21 protein-coding genes are annotated in these 22795 nt (G+C 60.7%); 6 read left to right on the forward strand and 15 right to left on the reverse strand.

What is annotated here, in order from left to right; all coding sequences use genetic code 11:
- Positions 1-4: 4 nt before the first annotated feature.
- The 7 genes from ACK9YZ_RS28885 to ACK9YZ_RS28915 all read right to left on the reverse strand — a co-directional run bounded on the left by ACK9YZ_RS28885 (position 5) and on the right by ACK9YZ_RS28915 (position 7912).
- Positions 5-1468 carry a hydrogenase 4 subunit F gene (locus tag ACK9YZ_RS28885; protein WP_416067014.1) on the reverse strand — a complete coding sequence of 488 codons (1464 nt, stop codon included), beginning with the start codon at positions 1466-1468 and terminating at the stop codon, positions 5-7.
- On the reverse strand, positions 1465-2130 hold the full coding sequence (locus ACK9YZ_RS28890) for a hydrogenase-4 component E (RefSeq protein ID WP_183799952.1): 666 nt from the start codon (positions 2128-2130) through the stop codon (positions 1465-1467). The genes ACK9YZ_RS28885 and ACK9YZ_RS28890 overlap by 4 nt, the downstream gene beginning before the upstream one ends.
- The gene (locus ACK9YZ_RS28895) at positions 2130-3086 is read right to left on the reverse strand and encodes a respiratory chain complex I subunit 1 family protein (RefSeq protein ID WP_416067015.1); all 957 of its coding nucleotides are present in this window, start codon (positions 3084-3086) and stop codon (positions 2130-2132) included. The genes ACK9YZ_RS28890 and ACK9YZ_RS28895 overlap by 1 nt, the downstream gene beginning before the upstream one ends.
- Positions 3077-5098, reverse strand: a complete 2022-nt coding sequence (gene hyfB, locus ACK9YZ_RS28900) for a hydrogenase 4 subunit B (protein ID WP_416067016.1) — start codon at positions 5096-5098, stop codon at positions 3077-3079. The genes ACK9YZ_RS28895 and hyfB overlap by 10 nt, the downstream gene beginning before the upstream one ends.
- On the reverse strand, positions 5095-5409 hold the full coding sequence (locus tag ACK9YZ_RS28905) for a helix-turn-helix domain-containing protein (RefSeq protein WP_416067017.1): 315 nt from the start codon (positions 5407-5409) through the stop codon (positions 5095-5097). The genes hyfB and ACK9YZ_RS28905 overlap by 4 nt, the downstream gene beginning before the upstream one ends.
- A 162-nt stretch (positions 5410-5571) precedes the next feature.
- A complete protein-coding gene (locus tag ACK9YZ_RS28910; protein WP_416067018.1) occupies positions 5572-7077 on the reverse strand; it encodes an acetyl-CoA hydrolase/transferase family protein in 1506 nt (501 codons plus the stop codon).
- Between the two features lie 10 nt (positions 7078-7087).
- The gene (locus tag ACK9YZ_RS28915) at positions 7088-7912 is read right to left on the reverse strand and encodes a universal stress protein (RefSeq protein WP_416067019.1); all 825 of its coding nucleotides are present in this window, start codon (positions 7910-7912) and stop codon (positions 7088-7090) included.
- Positions 7913-8147: 235 nt separating this feature from the next.
- Between ACK9YZ_RS28915 and panC the strand changes: the two genes are divergently transcribed.
- From panC to ACK9YZ_RS28935, 4 genes are all read left to right on the forward strand, one after another.
- Entirely contained in the window at positions 8148-9023 is an 876-nt protein-coding gene (panC, locus tag ACK9YZ_RS28920) for a pantoate--beta-alanine ligase (RefSeq protein ID WP_416067020.1), read from the forward strand.
- Positions 9020-9841, forward strand: a complete 822-nt coding sequence (panB, locus tag ACK9YZ_RS28925; protein WP_216760255.1) for a 3-methyl-2-oxobutanoate hydroxymethyltransferase — start codon at positions 9020-9022, stop codon at positions 9839-9841. Before panC ends, panB begins: the two co-directional genes overlap by 4 nt.
- 172 nt (positions 9842-10013) lie before the next feature.
- Positions 10014-10256: a DUF982 domain-containing protein gene (locus ACK9YZ_RS28930; protein ID WP_416067021.1), complete on the forward strand. Its 243-nt coding sequence runs from the start codon at positions 10014-10016 to the stop codon at positions 10254-10256.
- Between the two features lie 56 nt (positions 10257-10312).
- Entirely contained in the window at positions 10313-10549 is a 237-nt protein-coding gene (locus ACK9YZ_RS28935) for a hypothetical protein (RefSeq protein WP_216760253.1), read from the forward strand.
- 51 nt (positions 10550-10600) lie between these two features.
- Here the strand turns inward: ACK9YZ_RS28935 and ACK9YZ_RS28940 are convergent, their stop codons facing one another.
- Positions 10601-12052, reverse strand: coding sequence for an aldehyde dehydrogenase (locus ACK9YZ_RS28940; protein WP_416067022.1), 1452 nt, complete (start codon positions 12050-12052; stop codon positions 10601-10603).
- 298 nt (positions 12053-12350) lie between these two features.
- Between ACK9YZ_RS28940 and ACK9YZ_RS28945 the strand changes: the two genes are divergently transcribed.
- Complete coding sequence (locus tag ACK9YZ_RS28945; RefSeq protein WP_416067023.1) at positions 12351-13247, forward strand: AraC family transcriptional regulator; 897 nt, start codon at positions 12351-12353, stop codon at positions 13245-13247.
- A gap of 29 nt (positions 13248-13276) precedes the next feature.
- Here ACK9YZ_RS28945 and ACK9YZ_RS28950 read toward each other — a convergent pair whose 3' ends face one another.
- The 5 genes from ACK9YZ_RS28950 to ACK9YZ_RS28970 form a co-directional block, all read right to left on the reverse strand.
- Complete coding sequence (locus ACK9YZ_RS28950; RefSeq protein ID WP_216760250.1) at positions 13277-14911, reverse strand: FGGY-family carbohydrate kinase; 1635 nt, start codon at positions 14909-14911, stop codon at positions 13277-13279.
- A gap of 161 nt (positions 14912-15072) precedes the next feature.
- Complete coding sequence (locus ACK9YZ_RS28955; protein WP_216760249.1) at positions 15073-15801, reverse strand: SDR family oxidoreductase; 729 nt, start codon at positions 15799-15801, stop codon at positions 15073-15075.
- 25 nt (positions 15802-15826) lie between these two features.
- A complete protein-coding gene (locus tag ACK9YZ_RS28960) occupies positions 15827-17086 on the reverse strand; it encodes a sugar ABC transporter permease (RefSeq protein ID WP_416067024.1) in 1260 nt (419 codons plus the stop codon).
- Positions 17083-17904 (reverse strand): ATP-binding cassette domain-containing protein, encoded by an 822-nt coding sequence (locus tag ACK9YZ_RS28965; RefSeq protein ID WP_416067025.1) that lies wholly within the window; start codon positions 17902-17904, stop codon positions 17083-17085. Before ACK9YZ_RS28965 ends, ACK9YZ_RS28960 begins: the two co-directional genes overlap by 4 nt.
- A gap of 69 nt (positions 17905-17973) precedes the next feature.
- The gene (locus tag ACK9YZ_RS28970; RefSeq protein ID WP_416067026.1) at positions 17974-19020 is read right to left on the reverse strand and encodes a sugar ABC transporter substrate-binding protein; all 1047 of its coding nucleotides are present in this window, start codon (positions 19018-19020) and stop codon (positions 17974-17976) included.
- Positions 19021-19293: 273 nt separating this feature from the next.
- Here ACK9YZ_RS28970 and ACK9YZ_RS28975 point away from each other — a divergent pair, with 273 nt between their 5' ends.
- Positions 19294-20319: a substrate-binding domain-containing protein gene (locus tag ACK9YZ_RS28975; protein WP_216760246.1), complete on the forward strand. Its 1026-nt coding sequence runs from the start codon at positions 19294-19296 to the stop codon at positions 20317-20319.
- Between the two features lie 304 nt (positions 20320-20623).
- Here ACK9YZ_RS28975 and hutC read toward each other — a convergent pair whose 3' ends face one another.
- Both hutC and ACK9YZ_RS28985 read right to left on the reverse strand, forming a co-directional pair.
- Entirely contained in the window at positions 20624-21349 is a 726-nt protein-coding gene (gene hutC / locus ACK9YZ_RS28980; protein ID WP_416067027.1) for a histidine utilization repressor, read from the reverse strand.
- A 58-nt stretch (positions 21350-21407) separates the two neighbouring features.
- Positions 21408-22754, reverse strand: coding sequence for a formimidoylglutamate deiminase (locus tag ACK9YZ_RS28985; protein ID WP_416067028.1), 1347 nt, complete (start codon positions 22752-22754; stop codon positions 21408-21410).
- Positions 22755-22795: the final 41 nt, after the last annotated feature.

Below are 22795 nucleotides of genomic sequence, written 5' to 3' on the forward strand. Positions count from 1 at the left end.
CTCATCATCGAAGAAGGTTGGCAATATGCTGGAACCACGCCACCAGCTCTGACGGCAGATAGACCCCGGCGATAAGCACCAGCACGAGATGAGCATACATCGGCACATAGGATGCTTGGACATGAGCCATGCTGCCCCGCGGCTTCCCGAACACCGCGCCCGTCAGACGCAACAGCAATGCGCCGAAAGCGACCAGCAGCCCGAAGACGAGTGGAATGGCAAGCAGCGGCTGCCTGGCAAAAGCCGAACTGACGATCAGGAACTCGCTCATGAATATTCCCGCCGGAGGCAGGCCAGCGATAGCGATGACGCCGATCAGCAGACCCCAGCCGAGCCGCGGATGCGTTTCCGTCAAGCCGCGGATAGCGGAGAGCCTTTGCGTTCCCTTGACCTGAGCAATATGGCCGACGGCGAAGAAGATCGCCGATTTTGTCAGCGAATGCATGACCATATGCAAGAGACCGGCGAAATTGGCGATCGGTCCTCCGAGGCCGAAGGCAAAGACGATGATGCCCATATGCTCGATCGAAGAATAGGCAAACAAACGTTTGATATCGCGGCGGCGGTAGAGCATGAAGGCCGCGAAGATCAGCGAGGCCAGCCCCATCGTCATCATCAGCGGTCCAGGCGCGAGAGCCTCGGGATTGGCCGACAGCAGCATCTTGAAGCGCAGGACCGCATAGAGCGCGACATTCAGGAGCAAGCCGGACAAAACCGCCGAGATCGGTGTCGGTCCCTCGGCATGCGCGTCCGGCAGCCAGGCATGCAGGGGCGCGAGACCGACCTTGGTGCCATAGCCAAGCAGCAGAAAGACGAAAGCGACATTGAGAAGCGCCGGATCGAAGGCAGGGGCGTGATCGATCAAAATCGTCCAGACCATCGCATCATAGCCTTCCCCGACGACCGGCTGCGCCGCCAGGTAGATGAGGATGGTGCCAAAGAGCGCAAACGCGATGCCGACGCTTCCCAGAATGAAGTATTTCCAGGCTGCTTCCAGCGCTTCGTGCGTGCGGTAGATGCCAACCATCAATACCGTGGTGAGCGTCGCAAGCTCGACAGCAACCCACATCAGCCCGATATTGTTCGACACGAATGCGAGATTCATGCCGAACATCATGATCTGATACATGGCATGATAGAAACGAAGGTTCGCCGGCGTCAGCCGGCCGATCTCCAATTCATGCGCGATGTAGCTGGCACCGAATATACTGGTGGTAAAGCCCACGAAGCTGTTGAGGACTATGAAGACGATATTGAGATCGTCGACAAGCAGATATTGTCCCGGCACCGGCCGCACGGTCACGAACAGGGAAAGAGCAGCAAGCAAGGTCAGCAGGCTTGCGAGCACATTCAGCCGGGCCGTCATCCGATAGCCGGGCAAGAGCGCCAGGAGCGCGGCCGCAGCAATCGGTATCACAAGGACGGCGGTCAATGTGTCGAAGGCCAGGACGGAGGAGAACGCGTTCATTTCCGCCGTCTCCCCTTGAAATCATCAAGCGCGCGGACATCGACCGTATCGAAGCGTTCACGAATGCGAAACAGAAAGACGCCGATCACGATAAAGGCGATCAGGATCGAGAAGGCGACACTGATCTCGACGACCAGCGGCATGCCCTTGGCGCCGGTCGCGGCAAGCACCAGCCCATTCTCGAGCGACATGAAGCCCACGACCTGACTCACCGCGTTGCGGCGCGTGACCATGATCAAGAGCCCCAACAGCAGGACCGACAATGCGAAGGCGAGGTCCTCCCGTGCCAATGGATCAGCCTCCGGCGTCACCCGAAGCATCACCACCGTCGCCAAAGCGACAAGGCCGATGCCGGCAAGCATCGTGGGGCCGATGCCGACAACGGTCTCTATCTCGCGATGGATGCCGAGCTGGCGGATCATGCGATGGAGCACCACGGGGATGACGATGGCCTTGAACACGAGAGCGATCGCCGCCGTGACATAGAGATGCGGGGCATCCTGGACGAAAGCCTGCCAGGCGACCGACAGGGTCAATATCAACGAGTGCAGCGCAAAGACGTTGAGCAGTGCGTAAAGACGGTCCTGATAGAGCATCATCATGCTGACCAGGACCAGACCGCCGGCGAGCATATGGGCAATGTCGAAGACCGGACCGTTCATCACAGGCTCCTCGAAACAAACCGCAAGAGGGTTGCGAGCAGGCCGAGCATGAGTGCTGCGCCCAGGAATTCGGGCACCCGGAAGACCCGCATCTTGGCGGTCGCGGTCTCGAACAGGGCAAGGAGAGCGCCGCCGACCGCAAGCTTAGCGAGATAGGCAACTATGCCCACCAGATAGGCAACGGGCCCCTCTCCCACCACGGCGAGTTTCCACGGCACGAACATGCAGGCGATCAGGGTCATATAGAGCAGGAGCTTCAGGGACGCAGCCAGCTCGATCATCGCGAGGTGCCGTCCGGAATATTCGAGCACCATGGCTTCGTGCACCATGGTCAACTCCAAATGGGTAGCCGGATTATCGACCGGAATACGGGCGTTTTCGGCAATCGCGACCATCACGAGGGCGATCAGGGCGATCGCCAGTGAGACGCGCAGGCCCACCTGCGGGGAGGTCATGAAGGCGGCGATGGTCGAAAGCTGGGTCGAGCCTGCGATCAGGGCAAGCGTGAAGATGATCAGTAGCATCGATGGCTCCGCCAGCGTTGCAATCATCGCTTCTCGGCTCGAACCGATACCGCCGAAGCTGGTGCCGACGTCCATACCGGCGAGCGCCAGAAAGAAACGTGCACTGCCGAGCAGCGCGATGATGGCGATCAGATCCGCCGTCCAGCTGAAGATGAGGCCGGTCGCAAACGTCGGGATGATGGCGGCTGCGACCCAGGTGACGGCGAAGATCAGATAGGGCGTTACCCTGAACAGCCATGATGCGTTCTCGGCAAGCACCACATCCTTGCGCAGGAGCCGCAGGATGTCGCGATACGGCTGGATGATGGATGGCCCGCGCCGGCGCAGCAATCGCGCTTTGATCAGACGGATGAAACCGGTCAGCAGCGGCGCAAGCGCCACGACGAGCGCCATCTGGAAGATCTGGATGAGAAGAGCGGAGATCACGACCATAGCGCCAGCATCAGCAACAGGAAAACGAGCGCCAGGAAAACCAGGCTCAGATAGCGACGGATCGTCAGGAATTGCAGATGGTTGAGCTTTTCGGCAGCAAAGCCGACGGCGCCGATGATCGGCAGATAGAGCGCCTCCCAGATGAGATCATGGGTCTCGACGGCAAAACGCGCCGGACGGAGATCACCGGGCGCCGGCATGTCTACCTTCTCACGGGCTCGAAAAACCAGCGTTCCGAAAACCCGCCGTACGGGCTGGGCGAAACTGCTTGCGGTATATTGCGTTGACGGGCTGGTCTCCGGAAAGCCGCAATCCCATGCAGGTGCCCGGCGCAGCCCCCGCGAGGCGAAGCGGTGTATGAGATAGGCTGTCAGCGACGCCGAGAACAGCGTGAACAGGAAGACTAGAAGACCATTATAGGAGCTGCGGCTTTCCACGACCGGCACGATCGACAACCACGGAATATCGGTCTGTACGGGCATCCGGTCTCCGATCAGCGACAATGTCACAGGTGCAAGCCCGTCGATGACGGTCCCCGGCAGGATGCCTGCCAGAAGACACAGGGTGGCGAGTACAGACATCGCCGTGAGCGAGAAGCGATCGACCTCCACCGCCTGCTCGGCCACAGCGGTACGAGGGCGACCGAGAAAGGTCACGCCGAATGCCTTGACGAAACAGGCAGCCGCGAGCGCTGCTGATAAGGCTAGCATTCCGCCCACCGCCGGCACCAGAATCTTCAAGCCCCATTGTGGTACGGCGGGGCTTTGCAGGATGGCCTGGAACGCCAGCCACTCGGAAACGAAGCCGTTGAATGGCGGCAAGGCCGAGATCGCGACGCAGCCGACGAGAAAGACGACGCTGGTGACCGGCATGCGATGGATGAGGCCACCGAGCTTGTCCATGTTCCTTTCGCCCGTCGCCGTCAGCAACGCGCCGGCGCCGAAGAAGAGCAGGCTCTTGAAAAAGGAATGGTTGAGGACATGGAACAGCGCGGCAGTCAGTGCCAATGCTGCCGCCAGCCCCATACCATTCGCCTTGAAGGCAAGCGCCAGCCCGAGGCTGACGAAGATCATCCCGATATTTTCGATGGTGCTGTAGGCGAGCAACCGCTTCATGTCGCTCTCCATCAGCGCCTGCAGGATGCCGAGCACGGCGCTCCCGCTGCCGATGATCAGCACGACGATACCCGACCACCAGGTCGGCATGCCGAGCAGGTCGAAGACCACCCGGATGAAACCATAGACCGCGACCTTGGTCATGACGCCGCTCATCAAGGCGGAGACATGGCTTGGGGCTGCGGGATGGGCCAGTGGCAACCAGGCATGCAACGGCACGAGACCAGCCTTGGAACCGGCGCCGAGCAGCAGCAGGATAAGCACAAGGCCGACCGTAAACGGCGTATGCGCGGATCCCCGTATGGCTGCGAAGCCATAATCGCCGGCAGATCCTGCAAGCAGGCCGAAAGCGAGCAGCAGGGCAAGCGTGCCGAAGCTTGCCATGACGATATAGACGTAGCCGGCCTTCCGATTATCGGCATCGCGATGGTGGGCCATCACCAGCGCCCAGGAAGCAAGCGACATGAACTCCCAGGAAATGAGGAAGGTAAAGGCATCATCAGCCAGAACCACCAGGTTCATACCGGCAAGAAAGGCCGGAAAGAACGGCAGCACGCGACCAGGCGCGTGTTCGTGACGGCCGTACCCAAGGGCGTAGAGAGCCGAAAGCACACCACCGAGATTGACGACCATCAAGAAGAAGGCTGCAAGCGCATCGATCCGGAAATGGCTCCCAAGCCATGGCAGACCTAAAGGAAGGACAATCGTCGGCGCCTCGGCCGCCGGGAGAGCCGAGGCAAGATAAGCGAGCGTAAAAACGAAAGCGACAGCGCAGAAAACCAGGCTTGCGCCATAGACGACAAATGTGGACGAGGCCGACCGGCCGATCGGCACCGCGAGCACAGCCGTTCCAAGCAGCGCGGCCACACATGACAACAGGACGGAAACCGATGTCATGTTTCATCCCTCACCGCTGGAAAGGATCTCGATGGTTCCGCCGCTCCGCTCTCCGATGGCTTGAGTTTCGCCCTCAGCCTTACGCCCCGCCCACCATTCGTGCTGACGGCCCCCTCGTTGATTACCTCGACACCGGCGCTTTCCAACGCAGCCAGCAGACGCATCAGGGAGTCGACATTGCCCCGCACCACATCAAGGCTCGCCTCCATGCGCTGAATTGTCGGAACAGAAATTCCCGCCAGTTCGGCCAGCTGGCGCTGGTCGATACCAAGAAGAGCCCGGGCGGCCCGCATCTGAGCTGCAGTGATCACGATTGAAACATCGCTTATCTTGCACAGACTCTGACAATTGACACTTATGATGTGCCTATTGATGTCTAAAATCAATATTCTGATGCATCAGCCTCGTTGGCTTCGCAAGCACAGGTAGGACACTGCACAGCAATGTTCTGTTACGGTGCCTGAGGCGACGATCTAGGCGTCGCCCGTTTCCGGCAACATTCGTCCGGTCAGACGAAGATTGTCGTGCCACGCTAACGCTTCCTCGATCAGATGTGGCGTATGGCCGCCGCGGAGGACGGCGCGCCTGTAGTAATCCGCCAGAACGTCCCTGTATTTGGGATGAACGCAGTTGTCGATGATGACACGTGCCCTCTCCCGCGGGGCAAGGCCGCGCAAGTCTGCAAGCCCGATCTCGGTGACGAGGATGTCGACGTCGTGTTCGGTGTGGTCGACATGGCTCACCATTGGAACGACGCGTGAGATTGCGCCCTGTTTCGCAAGCGACTTCGTGACGAAGATCGACATGTAGGCGTTGCGCGCAAAATCGCCGGATCCGCCTATGCCGTTCATCATGTGTGTGCCACCGACATGGGTAGAATTCACGTTGCCGTAGATGTCGAGCTCCAATGCCGTGTTGATGGCGATGATGCCGAGACGCCGGATGACCTCGGGATGATTGCTGATCTCCTGCGGCCTTAGCAGCAGCCGGGTCTTATATCGTTCGATATCGGCCAGAACCCGACGATGCTTCTCCGTCGACAATGTCATGGACGACCCGGAGGCGAAGTTCAGCTTTCCGGCATCCATGAGATCAAATGTCGAATCCTGCAACACCTCGGAATACATGGTGAGGTCGTGGAAGGGTGTCTCGGCGAATCCCTGTAGTACCGCGTTCGCGATCGTCCCTATACCGGCCTGCAGGGGCAGCAGCTTCTCCGTGAGACGTCCACGCCGTACCTCGTTCATAAGGAACTCTGTGAGGTGTCCGGCGATCGCATTCGTCTCCGCGTCAGCCGGCTCAACGGCAGAAGGACTGTCGCTGCTTTGCGTTACGACGATCGCCGCGATCTTCTCCGGAGGGATGGGGATAAACGGCGAGCCGATCCGGCTGTCGGGAGCGACGACCGGGATCGCTTCGCGGGTCGGCCTTTTCGTCGGGATGTAGATGTCGTGCAACCCTTCGAGGGCTTCCGGCTGTAACAGGTTGATTTCGACGATTACCTTCGGCGCCAGGATGGCGAAACTGGCCGAATTGCCGACCGATGTCGTCGGCACGATACCACCTTCCTCGGTAATGGCAGTCGCCTCGACGACTGCAATGTCGACGGGAGGAAGCTGACCACTGCGCAGAAACTCGACAGTCTCCGACAGATGCTGATCGATGAACATGACCTCGCCGGAGTTGATCGCCTTGCGCATGACGGTGTCCGACTGAAACGGCATCCTGCGCGCGACTGCATGGGCCTCGGCAAGCGTCTTGTCGAGATTGTTGCCGAGCGAGGCACCGGTCATCAGCGTGATCTTTAACGGCTCGCGACGCGCGCGCTCGGCCAGTGCCAGAGGAACGGCCTTCGCCTCTCCCGCCCGCGTGAAACCACTCATCCCCACCGTCATGCCGTCGCGTATCAGCGCGGCGGCGTCTTCGGCGTCTACGATACGGTCCCGGAGCTTGGCGCTCCGCAGGCGATCCTTGAACATGCGTGTACCCTTAGTGAGATAGCAGGACGGGCAGGAGGACGTTGGTCAGCACCGATTTCGTGGCGCCGCCAAGGACGAATTCGCGCAGCCGCGAATGGCCGAACCCGCCCATGACGAGAAGATCCGCCCGCAGTTCGAAGGCCTGCGTCTGCAACACATCGCCGATCGGTCTATCGGCGGCGTGGACGCGGACCATCTCTGCGGCGACACCGCTCCTGCGGAAGTTTTCAATCAGATGGTCGCCGGCCTCGTCGTTGACGATCTTTTCGTCGGTGACGCAAACCAGGTGGACTTTGGAGGCATGCTCGATAAACGGCGCAGCGTTGTGCACCGCGCTCGCAGCAGCCGCGCTGCCGTCCCAGGCGATAGCCACATGGTCTATTCTGCCGCCGAAGCTCTGACGAGGATAGAGCACCAGCGGCCGGCCTGATTCGAACAGGACCGCCTCGACGACGGGGCGATACAGGCCAGCCGCCTCGAGCAGAACGAGGTCATAGGCGCGGGCAGCTTCCGCAAGCATGTCTGCGACGAATGGTTCTCCGGCCGTCATATTTCGCATCCGGACCTCGACGGACGCAGCCTTTGCTTCTTCGAGCGTCTTCCTGGCTAGAAATGAGCCGCGCTGCCGGCTCAACGCCTCGGCCTCCTGGGTGAGCTTGACCGTATCCAAGATCAGCGAGCCGAGCGCAGGAGAAACATGGGGGATTGCGATCTCGACGGTACACGCAGTCAGGCTCGCCTTCATGTGCCGAGCGAGCGCCACACCATTGGCGATCATGAATTCCGAGGTATCGTCAGGATATGTGAGAAGCGGCAGGAAGAAATGCTGTTGCACTGGACGCTACCTTGTCTGGCCAATTTCGATTTCAAACGATGATGTCGCATCGACCGCGCCGCGCATTGACCTGGCGCAAACCGGCACAAGAGCGCTTGAAGCCGTCAAAGAGATGGCCGATAAGCGGACCTATGTTTACCCGCGGCGCAGAGGATGAACCGACACCAATTGCATAGCCGCGCCGTTGACCTGGGACGACAATTGCAGTCTGCATGATCGCAAAGTGGAGGAAGCGGTGCGAATATTTTCCAAAATCAGCGAGTTGCGCTCAGCACTTGAGGCGTTGCGACGACATGACCGGACTGTCGGCTTTGTGCCCACCATGGGCTACCTGCACGCCGGCCACATGGAACTGGTTTCGCGCGCGCGGGTCCACAACGACATTCTGGTGGCATCGATTTTCGTCAACCCGCTGCAGTTTGGGCCGTCGGAAGATCTCAGCAAATATCCGCGTGATCTCGAACGTGACGCGCAGATGCTAAAGCAGGCCGGGGTCAATATGCTTTTCGCACCTTCTGTCGACGATATGTATCCGCAACCGATGCTGACGACGGTCGATGTGCCTCAGATCGGTAACCAGTTGGAGGGCGCTGTGCGCCCCGGGCATTTTGCCGGCGTGGCGACCGTCGTCTGCAAGCTGTTCAACATCGTACAGCCGCATAGGGCCTATTTCGGCGAAAAGGACTATCAGCAGGTCGTTGTCATCAAGCGCATGGTCGCCGACCTGGCATTGCCGGTGGAGATCATCGCGATTCCGACAATAAGGGACAAGGACGGCCTCGCCCTGTCGTCGCGCAATGTCTATCTCAGCGAGGCGGAGCGAAAGGCTGCGGTCATTGTCCCGAAAACGCTTGATGAGGCCGAGCGGCTGATTGCTGATGGCATCAGAGACCCTGGGGAACTCGAAGATCGTCTGACGGCGTTTCTCGGTCAGGAACCCTTGGCCAATCCAGAGATTGTTGCTGTCAGGGATGCATTGAACTTGCAGCCGGTCGCCGACATCAAGGATCCAGTCGTCGTTGTGCTCTTCGTGCGGATCGGAACGACGCGGCTTCTGGACAATCGAGTGATCGGCGGGCAAGGCTTGACAAGAATTGGAGCGGAGCGATGAGTACGCCCGGATTTCAGAAACGCCTTACCCCGTCGCGCATCACCGCGATGAAGGGAACGGCACCGATCGTCTGCCTCACGGCCTATACGACGCCGGTCGCCCGCCTCCTCGACGACCATTGCGATCTGCTTCTGGTCGGCGACTCTCTCGGGATGGTGCTCTATGGCATGGAGACCACGACCGGCGTCACGCTCGACATGATGATCGCTCACGGCAAGGCGGTCATGCGCGGCGTCAGCAAGGCCTGCGTCGTCGTCGACATGCCTTTCGGAACCTATCAGGAATCGAAGGAAGTCGCGTTTCGCAATGCGGTTCGTATCCTGCAGGAAACGGGCTGCGATGCCGTCAAGCTGGAGGGCGGCGAAGAAATGGTTGCGACGATCGGCTTTCTGACGGCGCGCGGCATTCCTGTCCTTGGCCATATCGGCCTGATGCCACAACTGGTCCATACCGCAGGCGGCTATCGTTCGGTAGGCCACAGCGAACACGAAGCCGCGAAAATCCGGCGCGACGCCCATGCCATCGGCGGATCCGGGGCGTTTGCCTTCGTCGTCGAAGGAACGGTCGAACCCCTGGCACGCGAAGTGACTGCGGCCACCCCTGTGCCGACGATCGGCATCGGAGCCTCATCCGCCTGCGACGGCCAAATCCTGGTTTCCGACGATATGCTCGGGCTCTTCAACGATTTTACGCCACGCTTCGTCAAACGTTACGACGAACTGGGAAAACGCGTTTCTGCCGCAGCGGCAGACTACGCCGCAGACGTGCGCGCCAGGCGGTTTCCGGCGCCGGAGCATACGTTCAAGAAACGATCCTGACGGTACCGCGCTGAAAGCGGGCGGCCTCCGCCTGGCGATTTCTGCCAAAAAAACATGGCATTTCGGAGCAACTGCAACTTGCTGCGGGGTCGGCAAAAGCCGCCGTTAACGAGGGGCGGGAACAAATTTCTCATCTGCGACGTTGTGGCGCCCGGGACAGGAGAAGAAAAAAATGTCCAATAAACAATGGAGTGAACCAATCGAAATCGAGTTCGCTCACGCGGGATCGCGATCCGTCAGGGGTCCATTCGACGCACTCATTTGTCTTCACGACATGTGGCCGCAGAGAACGGGAGCAAAATTCGTCAAGGCAAGCAATGCCTGCAAGGGCGCCGTCGAAGGACGCGTCAGCATGGAAACGGCAAGGGCAGATTTCCTCGCCGCTGCGGAAGAGGCAAAACTGACCAAGCACTGAAGCTTTCGAGCGGACGCGCAGGCCGCGTCTGCTCCTTCTTAACGGAGGAAGACGGCATGCGCGCCTTTATGATATCGCTCTTATCCCTGGCCATGATGGCGGCTGCCACCGTCCCGGCCATGTCGGCCGACATGATTCAAGGTTATGAGCGGTCGCCTGTCGTCAAGCACCGTTCGAGGCCCATCGTTCGCGCGCACTATGTCGAGCGCCGGCGTCTCGATTGCAGCGATATGATTGTCGAATATCGCTACATACCGCGTACCGAGGTCGTGACCGTATGCCACCGCCTGTGAGGCGAACCCTTATGTTATGCCCTCCAAGCCGCTCCCCGAAAAATCCGATCCTCAGATCGGATAATGTCCGGGCTGCGACGCCACCGTGATCCACCGCAAATCGGTGAATTCGTTGATGCCGGCCTTGCCGCCGAAGCGGCCATAGCCAGACGCCTTAACGCCGCCAAAGGGCATCTGCGCTTCATCGTGCACTGTCGGGCCGTTGACATGGCAGATGCCGCTTTCGATCCGCCGGGCGACCTCCATCGCGCGGGTAGCGTCCCGGCCAAAGACGGCAGCGGACAGGCCATATTCGGTATCGTTGGCGACACGGACCGCCTCATCAAGCCCGCGCACGCGCACCATGCAGGCAACCGGGCCAAAACTTTCCTCGCTGTAGATCCGCATTGACGGCGTGACGTGGTCGAGCACAGTCGCATCCATGAGCGTCCCGACCGCCCGCCCACCGGCAAGCAGGCGGGCACCCTTGGAGACGGCATCCTCGATCAGGCCATTGACCCGATTGACCGCTTCAAGACCGATCATCGAGCCGAGCGGCGAATTGCTCTGACGCGGATCACCGGCAACGAGCGTCGAGGCCTTGCGGGCGAACTGATCGGCAAAGCTGTCGGCCACCGCCTCGTCGACCACGATCCTTTCGGTCGACATGCAGATCTGGCCCTGGTTCATGAAGGCACCGAATGCGGCAGCTTTCACAGCTTCGCCGATATCGGCGTCGTCGAGAACGACGAGGGGCGCCTTGCCGCCGAGTTCCAGCAGGGCGGGCTTCAGGTGGCGGGCGCAGACCTCGGCGATAATCCGACCGACGCGGGTTGATCCAGTGAAATTGACGCGGCGCACCGCCGGATGGGCGATGATCTTTTCAACGATCGTCGCGGCGTCGGCAGGTGCATTGGTGAGCACATTGACGACACCCTCGCCAAGACCCGCCTCCTGCAATGTCTCGCCGATCAGGTGATGCGTCTTTGGACAAAGCTCCGAGGCCTTGAGGATGACGGTATTGCCGCAGGCGAGCGGCAGAGCGACAGCGCGTACGCCGAGAATGACGGGGGCATTCCAGGGCGCAATGCCGAGAACGACGCCAGCCGGCTGCCGCACGCCCATAGCCAACAGGCCGGGCTTGTCCGATGGGATGACCTCGCCCGTGATCTGGGTGCACATGGCGGCGGCTTCGCGCAGCATATTGGCGGCGAGATAAACGTTGAAGCCCGCCCAGCCGGCAGTGGCGCCGGTCTCCTCCGCCATGGCGGCGATGAATTCGCCGGTACGGGAATCCATGATGTCGGCGGCTTTCGAAAGGCGCTTGCGGCGTTCGGTCGGGGCAAGCGCCGACCAGGCCGGAAAGGCTGCGGCTGCAGCCGCAGCAACTGCATGTGCATCTTCCTGTGTTGCCGCTGCAGCCGTAGTTGCCGGCTGCCCGGTAATCGGGTTCAACCGTTCGAAAGTTGCGCCGTTCGAAGCCGGCATGGCACGGCCGCCAATGAGAAGCATCAGGTCAACCATCTCGTTCCCTTTCAGATATGCGCCCGCTTGCCCTCGCAAAGGGGATCGGCGCGATGATGTCTGCTGGTTTCCGGCAATCGCCGGGACTCATGCGAATCCAGCGTTCACGCCAAGAGATCGACGTTTTTCATTGGAAGTTCCTCGCCCCTATCGCCTGAATGTCAGGCTCTCCTCAGCATTCAATAGGAACCAATCGCCCGGGAAATTGAATGGATTTTTCTGGCAGTTTGTTGCACTTTTCCATGATTTCCGGCGCAAGAATAGCACTGCGCGACCGGATCTAATGCTGAGGTTCGTCATGGCTGAAAAACTGCTCGATGCGCCGGCGCTTTCGGTCACGGCTTCAATGATTGCCGCCGGCCTCGGCAGTCAGACCTGGAGCCTCGGCGCCAGCGGCAGCCGCCCCTTCTATCAAGCCTTCTTCGTCTCGCGCGGCCGGGCGACGTTGTCCATCAACGGCCAGGAGGAGCTCGAGCTTCCCGCACCCGCCGCGCTCTGGCTGCCGCGACGGGTCTCGGGAACATTCGTTCTGGCTGCCGGCAGCGAGGGGGCGATGCTGTCGGCTGCCGAAGACTTTGTCTGGAGAATGGTGGGCGATAGCCCGGCTGCCGTACAGCTGCACGACATGATCGAGCGGGTTGTCGTGGCTCGAAGCGAAAATCTTGCTGACCATGCTGGCGATATCGGCCGCGCCTTCGAGATGATGAGCGAAGAGGGGCTGCACCATCTTCCGGGAGGGGCGGCCGTTGTCGGCGCCTACTTCTCAGTGCTGTTGCTGCTGATGTGGCGAGCCTCCGGCGCGTTGGCTCCGATGACGACGTCAGGCACCGGCGCAACCACGCTGCAACGCTTCAGGCAGATCGTCGAACTGCGCTATCGCGAGCAGCCGGCGATTACCGATATCGCCCACGCCTTGGGCATTACCTACGACACTCTCCACCGGGCCTGCATCGCCGGAACCGGGCGAAGCCCGATGGAACTGATCCATGGACGACTGATTGCCGAAGCCAAGCTGCGGCTCGGGCAATCGGAACAATCGGTCGAACAGATCGGCTTCGGGCTCGGCTTTCGCGATCCCGGCTATTTCAACCGGTTCTTCAAAAGCCGCACCGGCGAACCGCCGGGCGCCTACCGTCGCAGGATCGCTGCTCAATCGGAAAAAGGTGTCGCGCCATCCTTTGCCGCCTGGCCGTGAACCATCGGCGGCCGGCGGCAGTCACCGTGTCAGAATTGCCGCAAGGTGCGCGTCAGCGCCTGAAGTTGCTTGAAGCCCTCGTAGCGCTTGGCATGAAGATCGGCGACCACATCTTGCGTCGGTTGATAGGTGACCTCGGCTGCCGAGAGTTTCGTCATCGCCGCACGCATATCCGTAAACAGACCGCCGGCAACAGCGCCGAGGATAGCAGCGCCCAGCAGAACGGGCTCCTCGGCCGTTGTCGCGATAACAGGCTTGCCGCTGGCGTCGGCAAGGAGCTGCCGAACGAAATCATGCTGGCCGGCGCCGCCGCTGATGACGATGTTTTCGACGCTCACGCCGGCATCGGCCTGCGTGTCGATGATCTGCCTCAGGCCATAGCCGATGCCGCAGAGACCGGCGACATAAAGCGAAACAAGGCTGTCGATATCTCTTTCCATATCAAGGCCGGCGATGACGGCACGGGCATGCGGATCGGCAAAGGGGGCGCGATTACCAAGGAATTCCGGAACGACATGCAGACCAGCGACAAGCTTGACGGCATCCGAGGGCTGACCCGCCTTTTGCGCCGCCCTATCCGCCAGCAGCACCGGCAGGGGAACACCATTACGCTTCGACAGTTCCCGCGCCTCGGCGGCAGCCGGATGGAAGGAAAGCAGGTGGTCGATCGCCGCACCTGCTGCGCTCTGGCCGCCTTCGTTCAACCACATGCCCGGCACCATGGCCGAATAATAGGGACCCCAGACGCCGGGCACGAAGGCAGGCTCTGATGTCGAGGTCATGGTGCAGGAGGAGGTGCCGAAGACATAGCCGAGATTGGCCTGTGGGCCGGCGCCAATACCAACGGTTCCGATCCCGCCCGCATGGGCATCGATCAGGCCGGCAGCAACCGCCGTTCCCGCAGTAAGGCCAAGTTCCTCGGCTGCAGCTGCAGTCAGGCCCTGGCCGACTGCAGAACCTGGCTCGACGATCGCCTGGCCGATGCGGGCGAAGCCCTCGTCGGCCAGCACGCCGAGACCGATCTGGTGGAAATAGGACGCATCCCACCGCTTCTCATGGGCAAGATAGGTCCATTTGCAGGTGACCGTGCATGTGGAGCGCGACAGATCGCCTGTCGCCCGCCAGGTGAGAAAGTCCGCGAGATCGAAAAACTGCCAGGTGGTATCGAAGATCTGTGGGCGATTTTCCTTGAGCCACAGAATCTTCGGCGTTTCCATCTCAGGCGAGATGCGGCCGCCGACATAACGCAGTACGTCATGGCCGAGCGCGTTGATACGCTCCGCCTGAGGAACGGCACGATGGTCCATCCAGACGATGATGTTGCGGTCCGGATCTTCGGACGGACCGACGGGAAGCGGCCTGCCCCCCTCGCCCAGCACGACAAGCGAGCAGGTCGCGTCAAAACCGAGACCCGCCACGGATGCCGGATCGATGCCGCTTGCGGCAACGACCTCGCGGACGGCAGCACAGACGGCCGCCCAGATCTCGGTGCTCGACTGCTCGACGATCGAGCCGGCCTCATGAAAGAGCGTGATATCCCGCTTGGCGGAGGCAAGCATCCGGCCATTGAGGTCGAACAGGCCCGCACGGGCGCTGCCGGTGCCGACATCGACGCCGATGACATGTTTGGCACCCGCTCCTGACGTGTGTGAAGTGTCGCTCATGATCTCTCGATTCAAATCGGCAATATCAGGTTTCTAGAGCATTTCCGTTTTCTTCCGATAACGGAAATGCTCTCTTTGTTTTCACGCAATTCCGGACGCAAGACCGCTACACACTTTTGCTGGAATTGCTCTGGAGCAATCCGGAACCGAACCTGTCAACCTCAGAGGTCGACGCTGTTCGGCAGGATGACCAGATCGCGGACCGTCACATTGCGCGGCCGCGACAACATGAACAGCACGGCATCGGCCACCTCCTTTGGCTGCATCAGGCTGCCATTGGCAAGCGCCTCTTCCATTTTGGCCTTCGGCCAATCGTCGAGCAGGGCTGTGACGACCGGACCCGGCAGCACCGCGCCGACACGCACGCCATGCTGGGCGACCTGGCGGCGGGTGGAGTGCACGAAAGCCTGAACGGCAAATTTCGACGCCGTATAGATCGGCTCCCAGACGACGGGCACGACGCCAGCGATCGAACTCGTGAAGAGAATGTCGCCGGACTTCTGCGCGATCATGTGCGGCAGCACCGCATGGACCGAGCGGAAGGCCGCATTGATGTTAAGGTTGAGCATCCGGTCCCAGGCATCCGGATCGCCTTCAGCGACCGGGCCGCCGATATAGGCACCGGCATTGGCGTGGAAAATATCGAGACGGCCGGCCAATTCCAGAATGCGCGGCAGCATGCCGGAGACCTGTGGACCGTCGAGAAGATCGACGACGAGCGGCAGGGCACCCTCGCCGATCTCCTTGCAAAGCGCCTCAAGCTTGTCCTTGGCACGATCGACGAGCACGACAGTTGCGCCTTCGGCATGAAGCGTACGGGCGCATTCCAGGCCGATACCCGACGCTGCACCGGTGATGGCGGCAACCTTGCCTTTCATGAGATCAGTCATGCGAATACTCCTTGAGAATGTCTAATCAGGCGCGGCCGTGGCTGACGCGGGACCGGCGGGCAAGCGAATCGACGATGACGGCGATCGCCAAAACCGCGCCTGTGATCATGTAACGAAGCGACGAGCTCAGATTGAGAAGCGTCAGCCCGTTGGAAATCGCCTGGATGACGATGATGCCGAGCAGGGCCGAATAGGCGCTGCCACGGCCGCCGAAGAGGCTGGTGCCGCCAATGACCGCTGCCGCGATTGCGTTGAGGTTCACATCACCCGTGCCGGCCTGCTGGCTGGAGGAGGCAAGCCGCGAGGCCGATAGAATGCCGCCGATCGTGGCAAGCGTCGAGCAGAGGACGAAGGCGCTCAAATAGATGCGGCGCACATTAATGCCGGCGCGGCGCGCCGCTTCGCGATTGCCGCCGACGGCAAACATCGAGCGGCCCCATTTGGTGCGGGTCAGCGCATAATTCAGGATCACGGCGATGGCGACGAAGAGGCCGAACATCCACGGCACGCCTCGGCCGAGATTGAGATAATAGACGGCAAATTCGAGAGCTGCTGTCAGCACGATTGCCTTGATCGCGAGCGCACCGACCGGTGGCGAAGAGAGATTCGAAGCTTGGCGCTGGCGGCGCTTGCGCAATTCGTTGACGACAAGGGTGATACCCGGCAACAGGGCCAGCAGATAGGACAGCCAGTCGGGCATGACCAGGATCTGTCCGAAGCGGACGAGTGGCGAGGCATAGGGCAGATTGATGCTGCCTGTCGGTCCAAGGATATAGAGCTGCATGCCGAGCAGCGCGAGCAGGCCGGCAAGCGTGGCGACGAAACTCGGCATGCCGAGCCTGTTATAAAGCACCGCATAGAGCGAGCCGACGACGATGCCGGCAGCAATCGCAACCAGGATCGCGAGCGGAATCGGCCAGCCCATATTAACCCAGAGTACGCCGAGAATGGCGGAGGAAAGCCCGCTCATAGAGCCGACCGAGAGGTCGATTTCGCCGAGCATCAGCACGCAGACGATGCCGAGCGAGATCACCCCGACGGTGGCACAATCAAACAGCAGGTTGACGAGATTGTTCGGCGCGAGAAATACCGGATTGAGCAGCGAAAAGACCGTCGAAATGACGATCAAACCGACGAAAACCGGCAGCATGCCGAGATCGCCCGAGCGTACGCGGTCGAAGAAGGCCTTGGTCATGCCCATAATGTTGTCGTCATGGCGTACGCGCTCATCACTGCGGTCGAGGGCGGCCGGCTGGCGGATAGTCTCTGACATCTTCTGGCTCATGCGGGCCTCCCGCTGGTTTCGTGGGCAGCGCCCGTCTTGCGCTCGATCCGCCGGGAGACCGCGTTTTCGGTGGCGCCGGTAATGGCCGCGACGAGTTCCTGATTGGACGAATCGGGCGTGAAGACGCCGTTGTTGCGCCCGAGGCGCAGCACGACGATGCGGTCGGCAACGGCACGCACGTCTTCCATATTATGGCTGATGATGATGACCCCGAGGCCGCGTTCGCGTACCCGCTCGATGAGGTTCAATACTTCGGCAGTCTGGGCGACGCCGAGAGCTGCGGTCGGTTCGTCGAGCATGATGATCTTCGGATCGAGCAGCAGTGAGCGGGCGATGGCGACTGTCTGGCGCTGGCCGCCCGAGAGCGAGGCGATCGGCTCGCGCACCGAGGGGATGCGGGCGGCAAGTTCCCTCAGCAGCGTCCAGGCGCGCACTTCCATGGCGACCTCATCGAGGCCCCAGGGAGAGATTTCATGGCCGAGGAAGAGGTTGGCCACGACATCAAGGTTTTCGCAGAGTGCCAAATCCTGGAAGACGGTGGCAATGCCGAGTTCCAACGCTCTGCCCGGACTATCCAGCGTGACGTTCTGGCCGCAAAATTCGATCGTTCCTGAAGAAGGTTGATGCACGCCGGCCAGAACCTTGATCAGCGTCGACTTGCCGGCACCGTTATCGCCGACCAGCGCCACGACTTCGCCAGCTTTCACTTCGAGCTCGATATCGGTCAGCGCCGACACCGCGCCGAAATTCTTGGAAATATTGCTCAACCGGAGGATCGTCTGACTCTTCTCCGGCATATCCTTCACGTCCCTGCTCATGGGGGCAGTCCTTCTTGCCATGGGGGCATCCGGCCGCAACAGGCGCGGCCGGAGCTCACTCAAGCGCGTTTAGTTGGTGATGCCAAGCTTCTTGCAGCCTTCGGCATATTCGCCGGTGCAGATCTGCTCAGGCGTCTGGATCTTCTTGTCGAAGATTTCGGCCTTGATGTTCTCGGCGGTCACGACGGCGGGGATGAAGAGCTGCGACGGCGTATTGTAGAGCGTCGTCTTGGCTTCCGGCTTTTCGCCCTTGATCATTTGCACAGCAACATTAGCGGCGGCTGCCGCGACGATTTCGGATGGTTTCGAAATCGTGTTGTACTGGTCGCCGGAAATAATGAGCTGAAGGGCCGCGATCGTCGCATCATTGCCGGTGACCGGCGGAACCGGCTTCACGCCGGCGGCCTTGAAGGCGGCAATCGCACCACCGGCAGTGCCGTCATTGGCAGCGACGACACCCTTGATGTCGGCGCCGAAGCGGGTGATCTGGCCGGCAGCCCATTCCTGTGCCTTCGGCGGCGCCCATTCCGGCGTGTCATATTCGGCAAGCGTCTTATAGGCCGATTCCTTGAGGCCGCGATGGATACCGTCGCGGATCAGGCCGGCGGCCGCATCGGTCGGCGAGCCGTTGATTTCGAGCACACCCGCGCCATCGGCAACGCCCGAAGCCTTCAGATGCTCGACGAGCGACTTGGCAATCGCATAGCCGATGCCTTCATTGTCGAAAGAAACGTAATAATCGGCCGGCTTGTCCGGGATCGGGCGGTCATAGGCGATGACCTTCACGTCCTGGGATTGGGCGATCTCGACGAGACCGGCGGCAGCGGCCGAATCGACGGGGTCGAGAACGACGACCTTGGCGCCCTGGGCGATCACCGAGTTGAACTGCTGCTGCTGCAGAGAGGCATCAGCGTTGGCGTTCTGATAGATCACGGTGCACTTCGGGCACAGCTTTTCCATCTCGGCCTTGAAGCCGGGAAAGTCGTGCTGCTCATAGCGGGTGGATGCCTGGTCGGGCATCAGGAAAGCGACGGTCGCAGCTTCCTGAGCCGAGGCGGCACCGGCAAGACCCATGAAAACGGTCACTGAGGCCATAAGCAAATTGCGATAATTCATTTTCTCCTCCTTGGTGTGATTAAAAGACAGGCCCAGGCATTGCTGGAAGTCACCACGGTTCGCCCGCTCGCCGCCGCCTTCGCTGCCATGAAAACGACGAGCAAAGCGCCCTGCAAAAGCACAGTCTCTCCGCAGCTTCTTAGAAATACCTCCCTGCGCCAACTTTTCACTGCCGGCTTGTATCATCGATTGCGCAAGCTTGCTCAATCGATGAAGCAAGAATTGCCACTTCTATCGTTTGATGTCAAGTTAGCCCAAACGGAGAGGGACATTTTGAATCAGGTGAAGCAGACGAAGCGCACGACGATTTACGACCTGGCGGAGCTTGCCGGCACATCGGCGAGCGCCGTCAGCGCCGTGCTCAACGGCAACTGGAAGAAGCGCAGGATCAGTGTTCAGCTCGCCGAAAAGATCATGCGGATCGCCGAGGAGCAGGGTTATGCGCTGAACATGCAGGCGAGCCTGCTGCGGCGTGAAAAATCCCACATCATCGGCATGATCGTGCCGAAATACGATAATCGCTATTTCGGCTCGATCGTCGAAACCTTCGAAGACATGGCGCGTGCGCGCGGCCTCTTCCCGATCATCACCTGCACGCGGCGCGATCCTCAGCTGGAGGTCGAGGCGGCGCGCACCATGCTCTCCTATCAGGTCGAATGCCTGATCGCGACAGGCGCGACCGATCCCGACCGGATCACTGAAATGTGTGCGGCGGCCGGTGTGCGCAGCCTCAATCTCGACCTGCCCGGGACGCTCGCCCCCTCGGTCATCTCGGACAATTTTGCCGGCGCGCGGGAGCTGACGCGCCGTATTTTGAAAAACAGCGAGCAGCGGCTGGGCAAGATGGAACCTCTGCTCTTCATCGGTGGCCGCGGCAGCGATCACAACACGGCCGAACGTATCCGCGGATTCCGAGAGGCACATGCGGATCTCGGCGTTGCCGTTCACGAGGAGAATATCCTCGCCTGTGGTTACGCGCCGGAAAAAGCCGAAAAGGCGCTGGACGAGCGTGCCCTTGGCGGCGATGCCCTGCCGAAAGGCATGTTCGTCAACTCGACGATCTCCCTCGAAGGCGTCATGCGCTGGATCCGCCGCTCCGGTCACCTCGACGACCGCACCCTGGTCCTCGGCTGCTTCGACTGGGACCCTTTCGTCACCCTGCTCGGCAATGGCATCGAGATGGTGCGCCAGGATGTACCGGGCATGCTGACGAAAGTGTTCGAGCTCATCGAATCCGGGGCGAATAAACCTGTCGTCATCCAGGTGCCGCCGCTCATTCCGGAAGCCCAAGAAGCTTAAACGCCTTGCGCTGGCACAGCCGCTTTTTTCGATTCTTGCTTCTGTCGACCGGACCAATCGCGGCTTGGCTCTTGCTGAACGCAATTCAGCAAGAAGCAGAGATAATCTTCAAACATATCGAAACAGCCGGACCGTGATCATCCATCATTTGCTTGTAGGCATCGACTTTCGCAATACCCCTGTTCTAGAGATGTTGACGTCAGGAAAATCGCCTTCTATTGGAAACCGTCGACCCATTGCGGCGGCAACAACAGGCGTTCGGTCATACGAGGTGACCGGACGCTTTTTCAATTGAAAATCAAATCTATTTCACTGTTTCTGGGGTAAAGCGCGCGTAGAGCGCATGTCGATTTCCGGGATAGACGAAGCGCACATGCGTCACCGGCCCGGACTTGTTCCAGGTGCGTCGTTCGACGACGAGACAGGCCGTTGCCTCGGGGATGGAAAGCATGGCTCCTTCGTCTTCATCAATACCAATGGCGAAGATCTTATGCTCGGCGGCACTCCAGGGAACCTGGCTCAGAAGCCACGGGCCGGGCGCCGTATGCTCGAACTCCTCATCCGCTGCTTCTGGCACGGTTTGAAGGTTGATCAACCTCTTTTCCAGGCAAAATGGCTTCGATCCGGCGTAATGCGTACAGATGACCTCAATGAGGCTCGAATTTTGCTGCAGGTCCAGCATCTGGCGGTCCTGCGCCTGCGCTTTTCTGCGAACGCGCTTTGCGACCTTGTAGGAATAGGCGAGATTGAGGGACTGGACCTCCGCCTTGATATCGTGGATCTCAAGCACTGCAGCCTGGGCCTGCGGCTGCATGACGAAACTGCCGGATTTCTTGCGGCGTTCGATGAGACCCGCCTTCACCAGCTGGGTCAGGGCCTTGTTCACCGTCATACGGGAACAGTCGTATTGCTTCGTCAATTCCACTTCGAACGGAATGCGGTAGCCCGGCGGCCATTCGCCCGAGACGATACGGCCCTCGATATCGCTGAGGATACGCTGGTGTAAGGTCGTTTCCTTGGGTTCATTCATCCGTCGCGCTCCGGCTCCTCTCCCGCTGTACCGCCTGGGAAGCGCCGAGGAAAGATCGTCATGCCGCCAACAGCTCGTTCATGGCGGCAACGAAGCGGCGATCGATCAGGTCGCGTCGCAGATGGCGTCCGTTTTCGACCTGCTTTCGGCCGAGCGCCCAGACGCTGTCGACCGCCACACCACCGGCAAAGATCCAGTGATCGAGCAGCCGATCCTCGGAAAGGTAGGAAACGGCGCGGGTATCGAGCGAAACGATGTCGGCATAGTTCCCGGCGACAAGGCCCGATGGCGCTTTCAGCGCCTCACCGCCGCCTGCAAGTGCCTGCTCAAAGAGGGCCTGGCCGGTGGAGCCACCCGTCGATGCGATGACATTGCGCGCACGCAGCGCCAGACGCTCGGAATATTCGAGCTGGCGAAGTTCTTCTGCAACGGAAATCAGGATGTTGGAATCCGAGCCGATGCCGAAGCGCCCACCCTCCGTCAGGAACAGGGGCGCCGAAAATGTCCCATCGCCGAGATTGGCTTCGGTAATCGGGCAGAGGCCGGCAATGGCACCGCTCTTAGCCATACGGCGCGTTTCGTTCTCGGTCATATGGGTTGCGTGGATCAGGCACCAGCGCTGATCGACCGGCGTGTGGTCAAGCAGCCATTGGACAGGCCTTGCGCCGGACCAGGCAAGGCAATCCTCGACTTCCTTGACCTGTTCGGCGACATGAATGTGGATCGGGCCATTGCCGGCGAGCGCGATTGCGACGGACAATTCGTCCGGCGTGACGGCTCGCAGGCTGTGCGGCGCAACACCGATCTCTGCGCCGGAAAGCCTGCCCGTGACCTGCCGGCATCCATCCATCAGCCGCGCAAAACTTTCGGTGGAATTGATAAAGCGGCGCTGTCCCTCGATGGGATCTGCCCCGCCGAAACCGGAATGGGCGTAGAGCACCGGAAGCAGCGTCAATCCAATGCCGGTTTCAGCACTCGCCGCACCGATCCGCTCCGCCATCTCGGCGATATTGGCATAGGGGCTGCCGTCCTTATCGTGATGCAGATAGTGGAACTCGCCGACGCGGCAAAAGCCGGCTTCCAGCATTTCCATATAGAGCTTGGCGGCCACCGCCTCGACGTGATCGGGCGTCATCGACAGGGCGAACCTGTACATGACGGTGCGCCAGCTCCAGAAGCTGTCATTGGCCGGGCCGCGGACTTCGGCAAGCCCCGCCATCGCCCGCTGAAAGGCATGGCTGTGGAGGTTCGGCATCGCCGGCAGAAGGACGGCATGGCGATCGTCACTGGCATCAGGCGCGACATCGGTCTCGATCGCGGCAATCCGGCCGTCTGCGAGCGTCAGGCGCACATTCTTGCGCCAGCCCTCGGCCAGCAAAGCCGTCGCTGCATGAAGTCTCGTCATGATCGCTCTCCCGTTTCGTCGTTGATCCGTCCGCTTGTCTT

It is taken from the genome of Rhizobium sp. ZK1, assembly GCF_047782645.1.
Classification (GTDB): Bacteria; Pseudomonadota; Alphaproteobacteria; order Rhizobiales; family Rhizobiaceae; genus Rhizobium.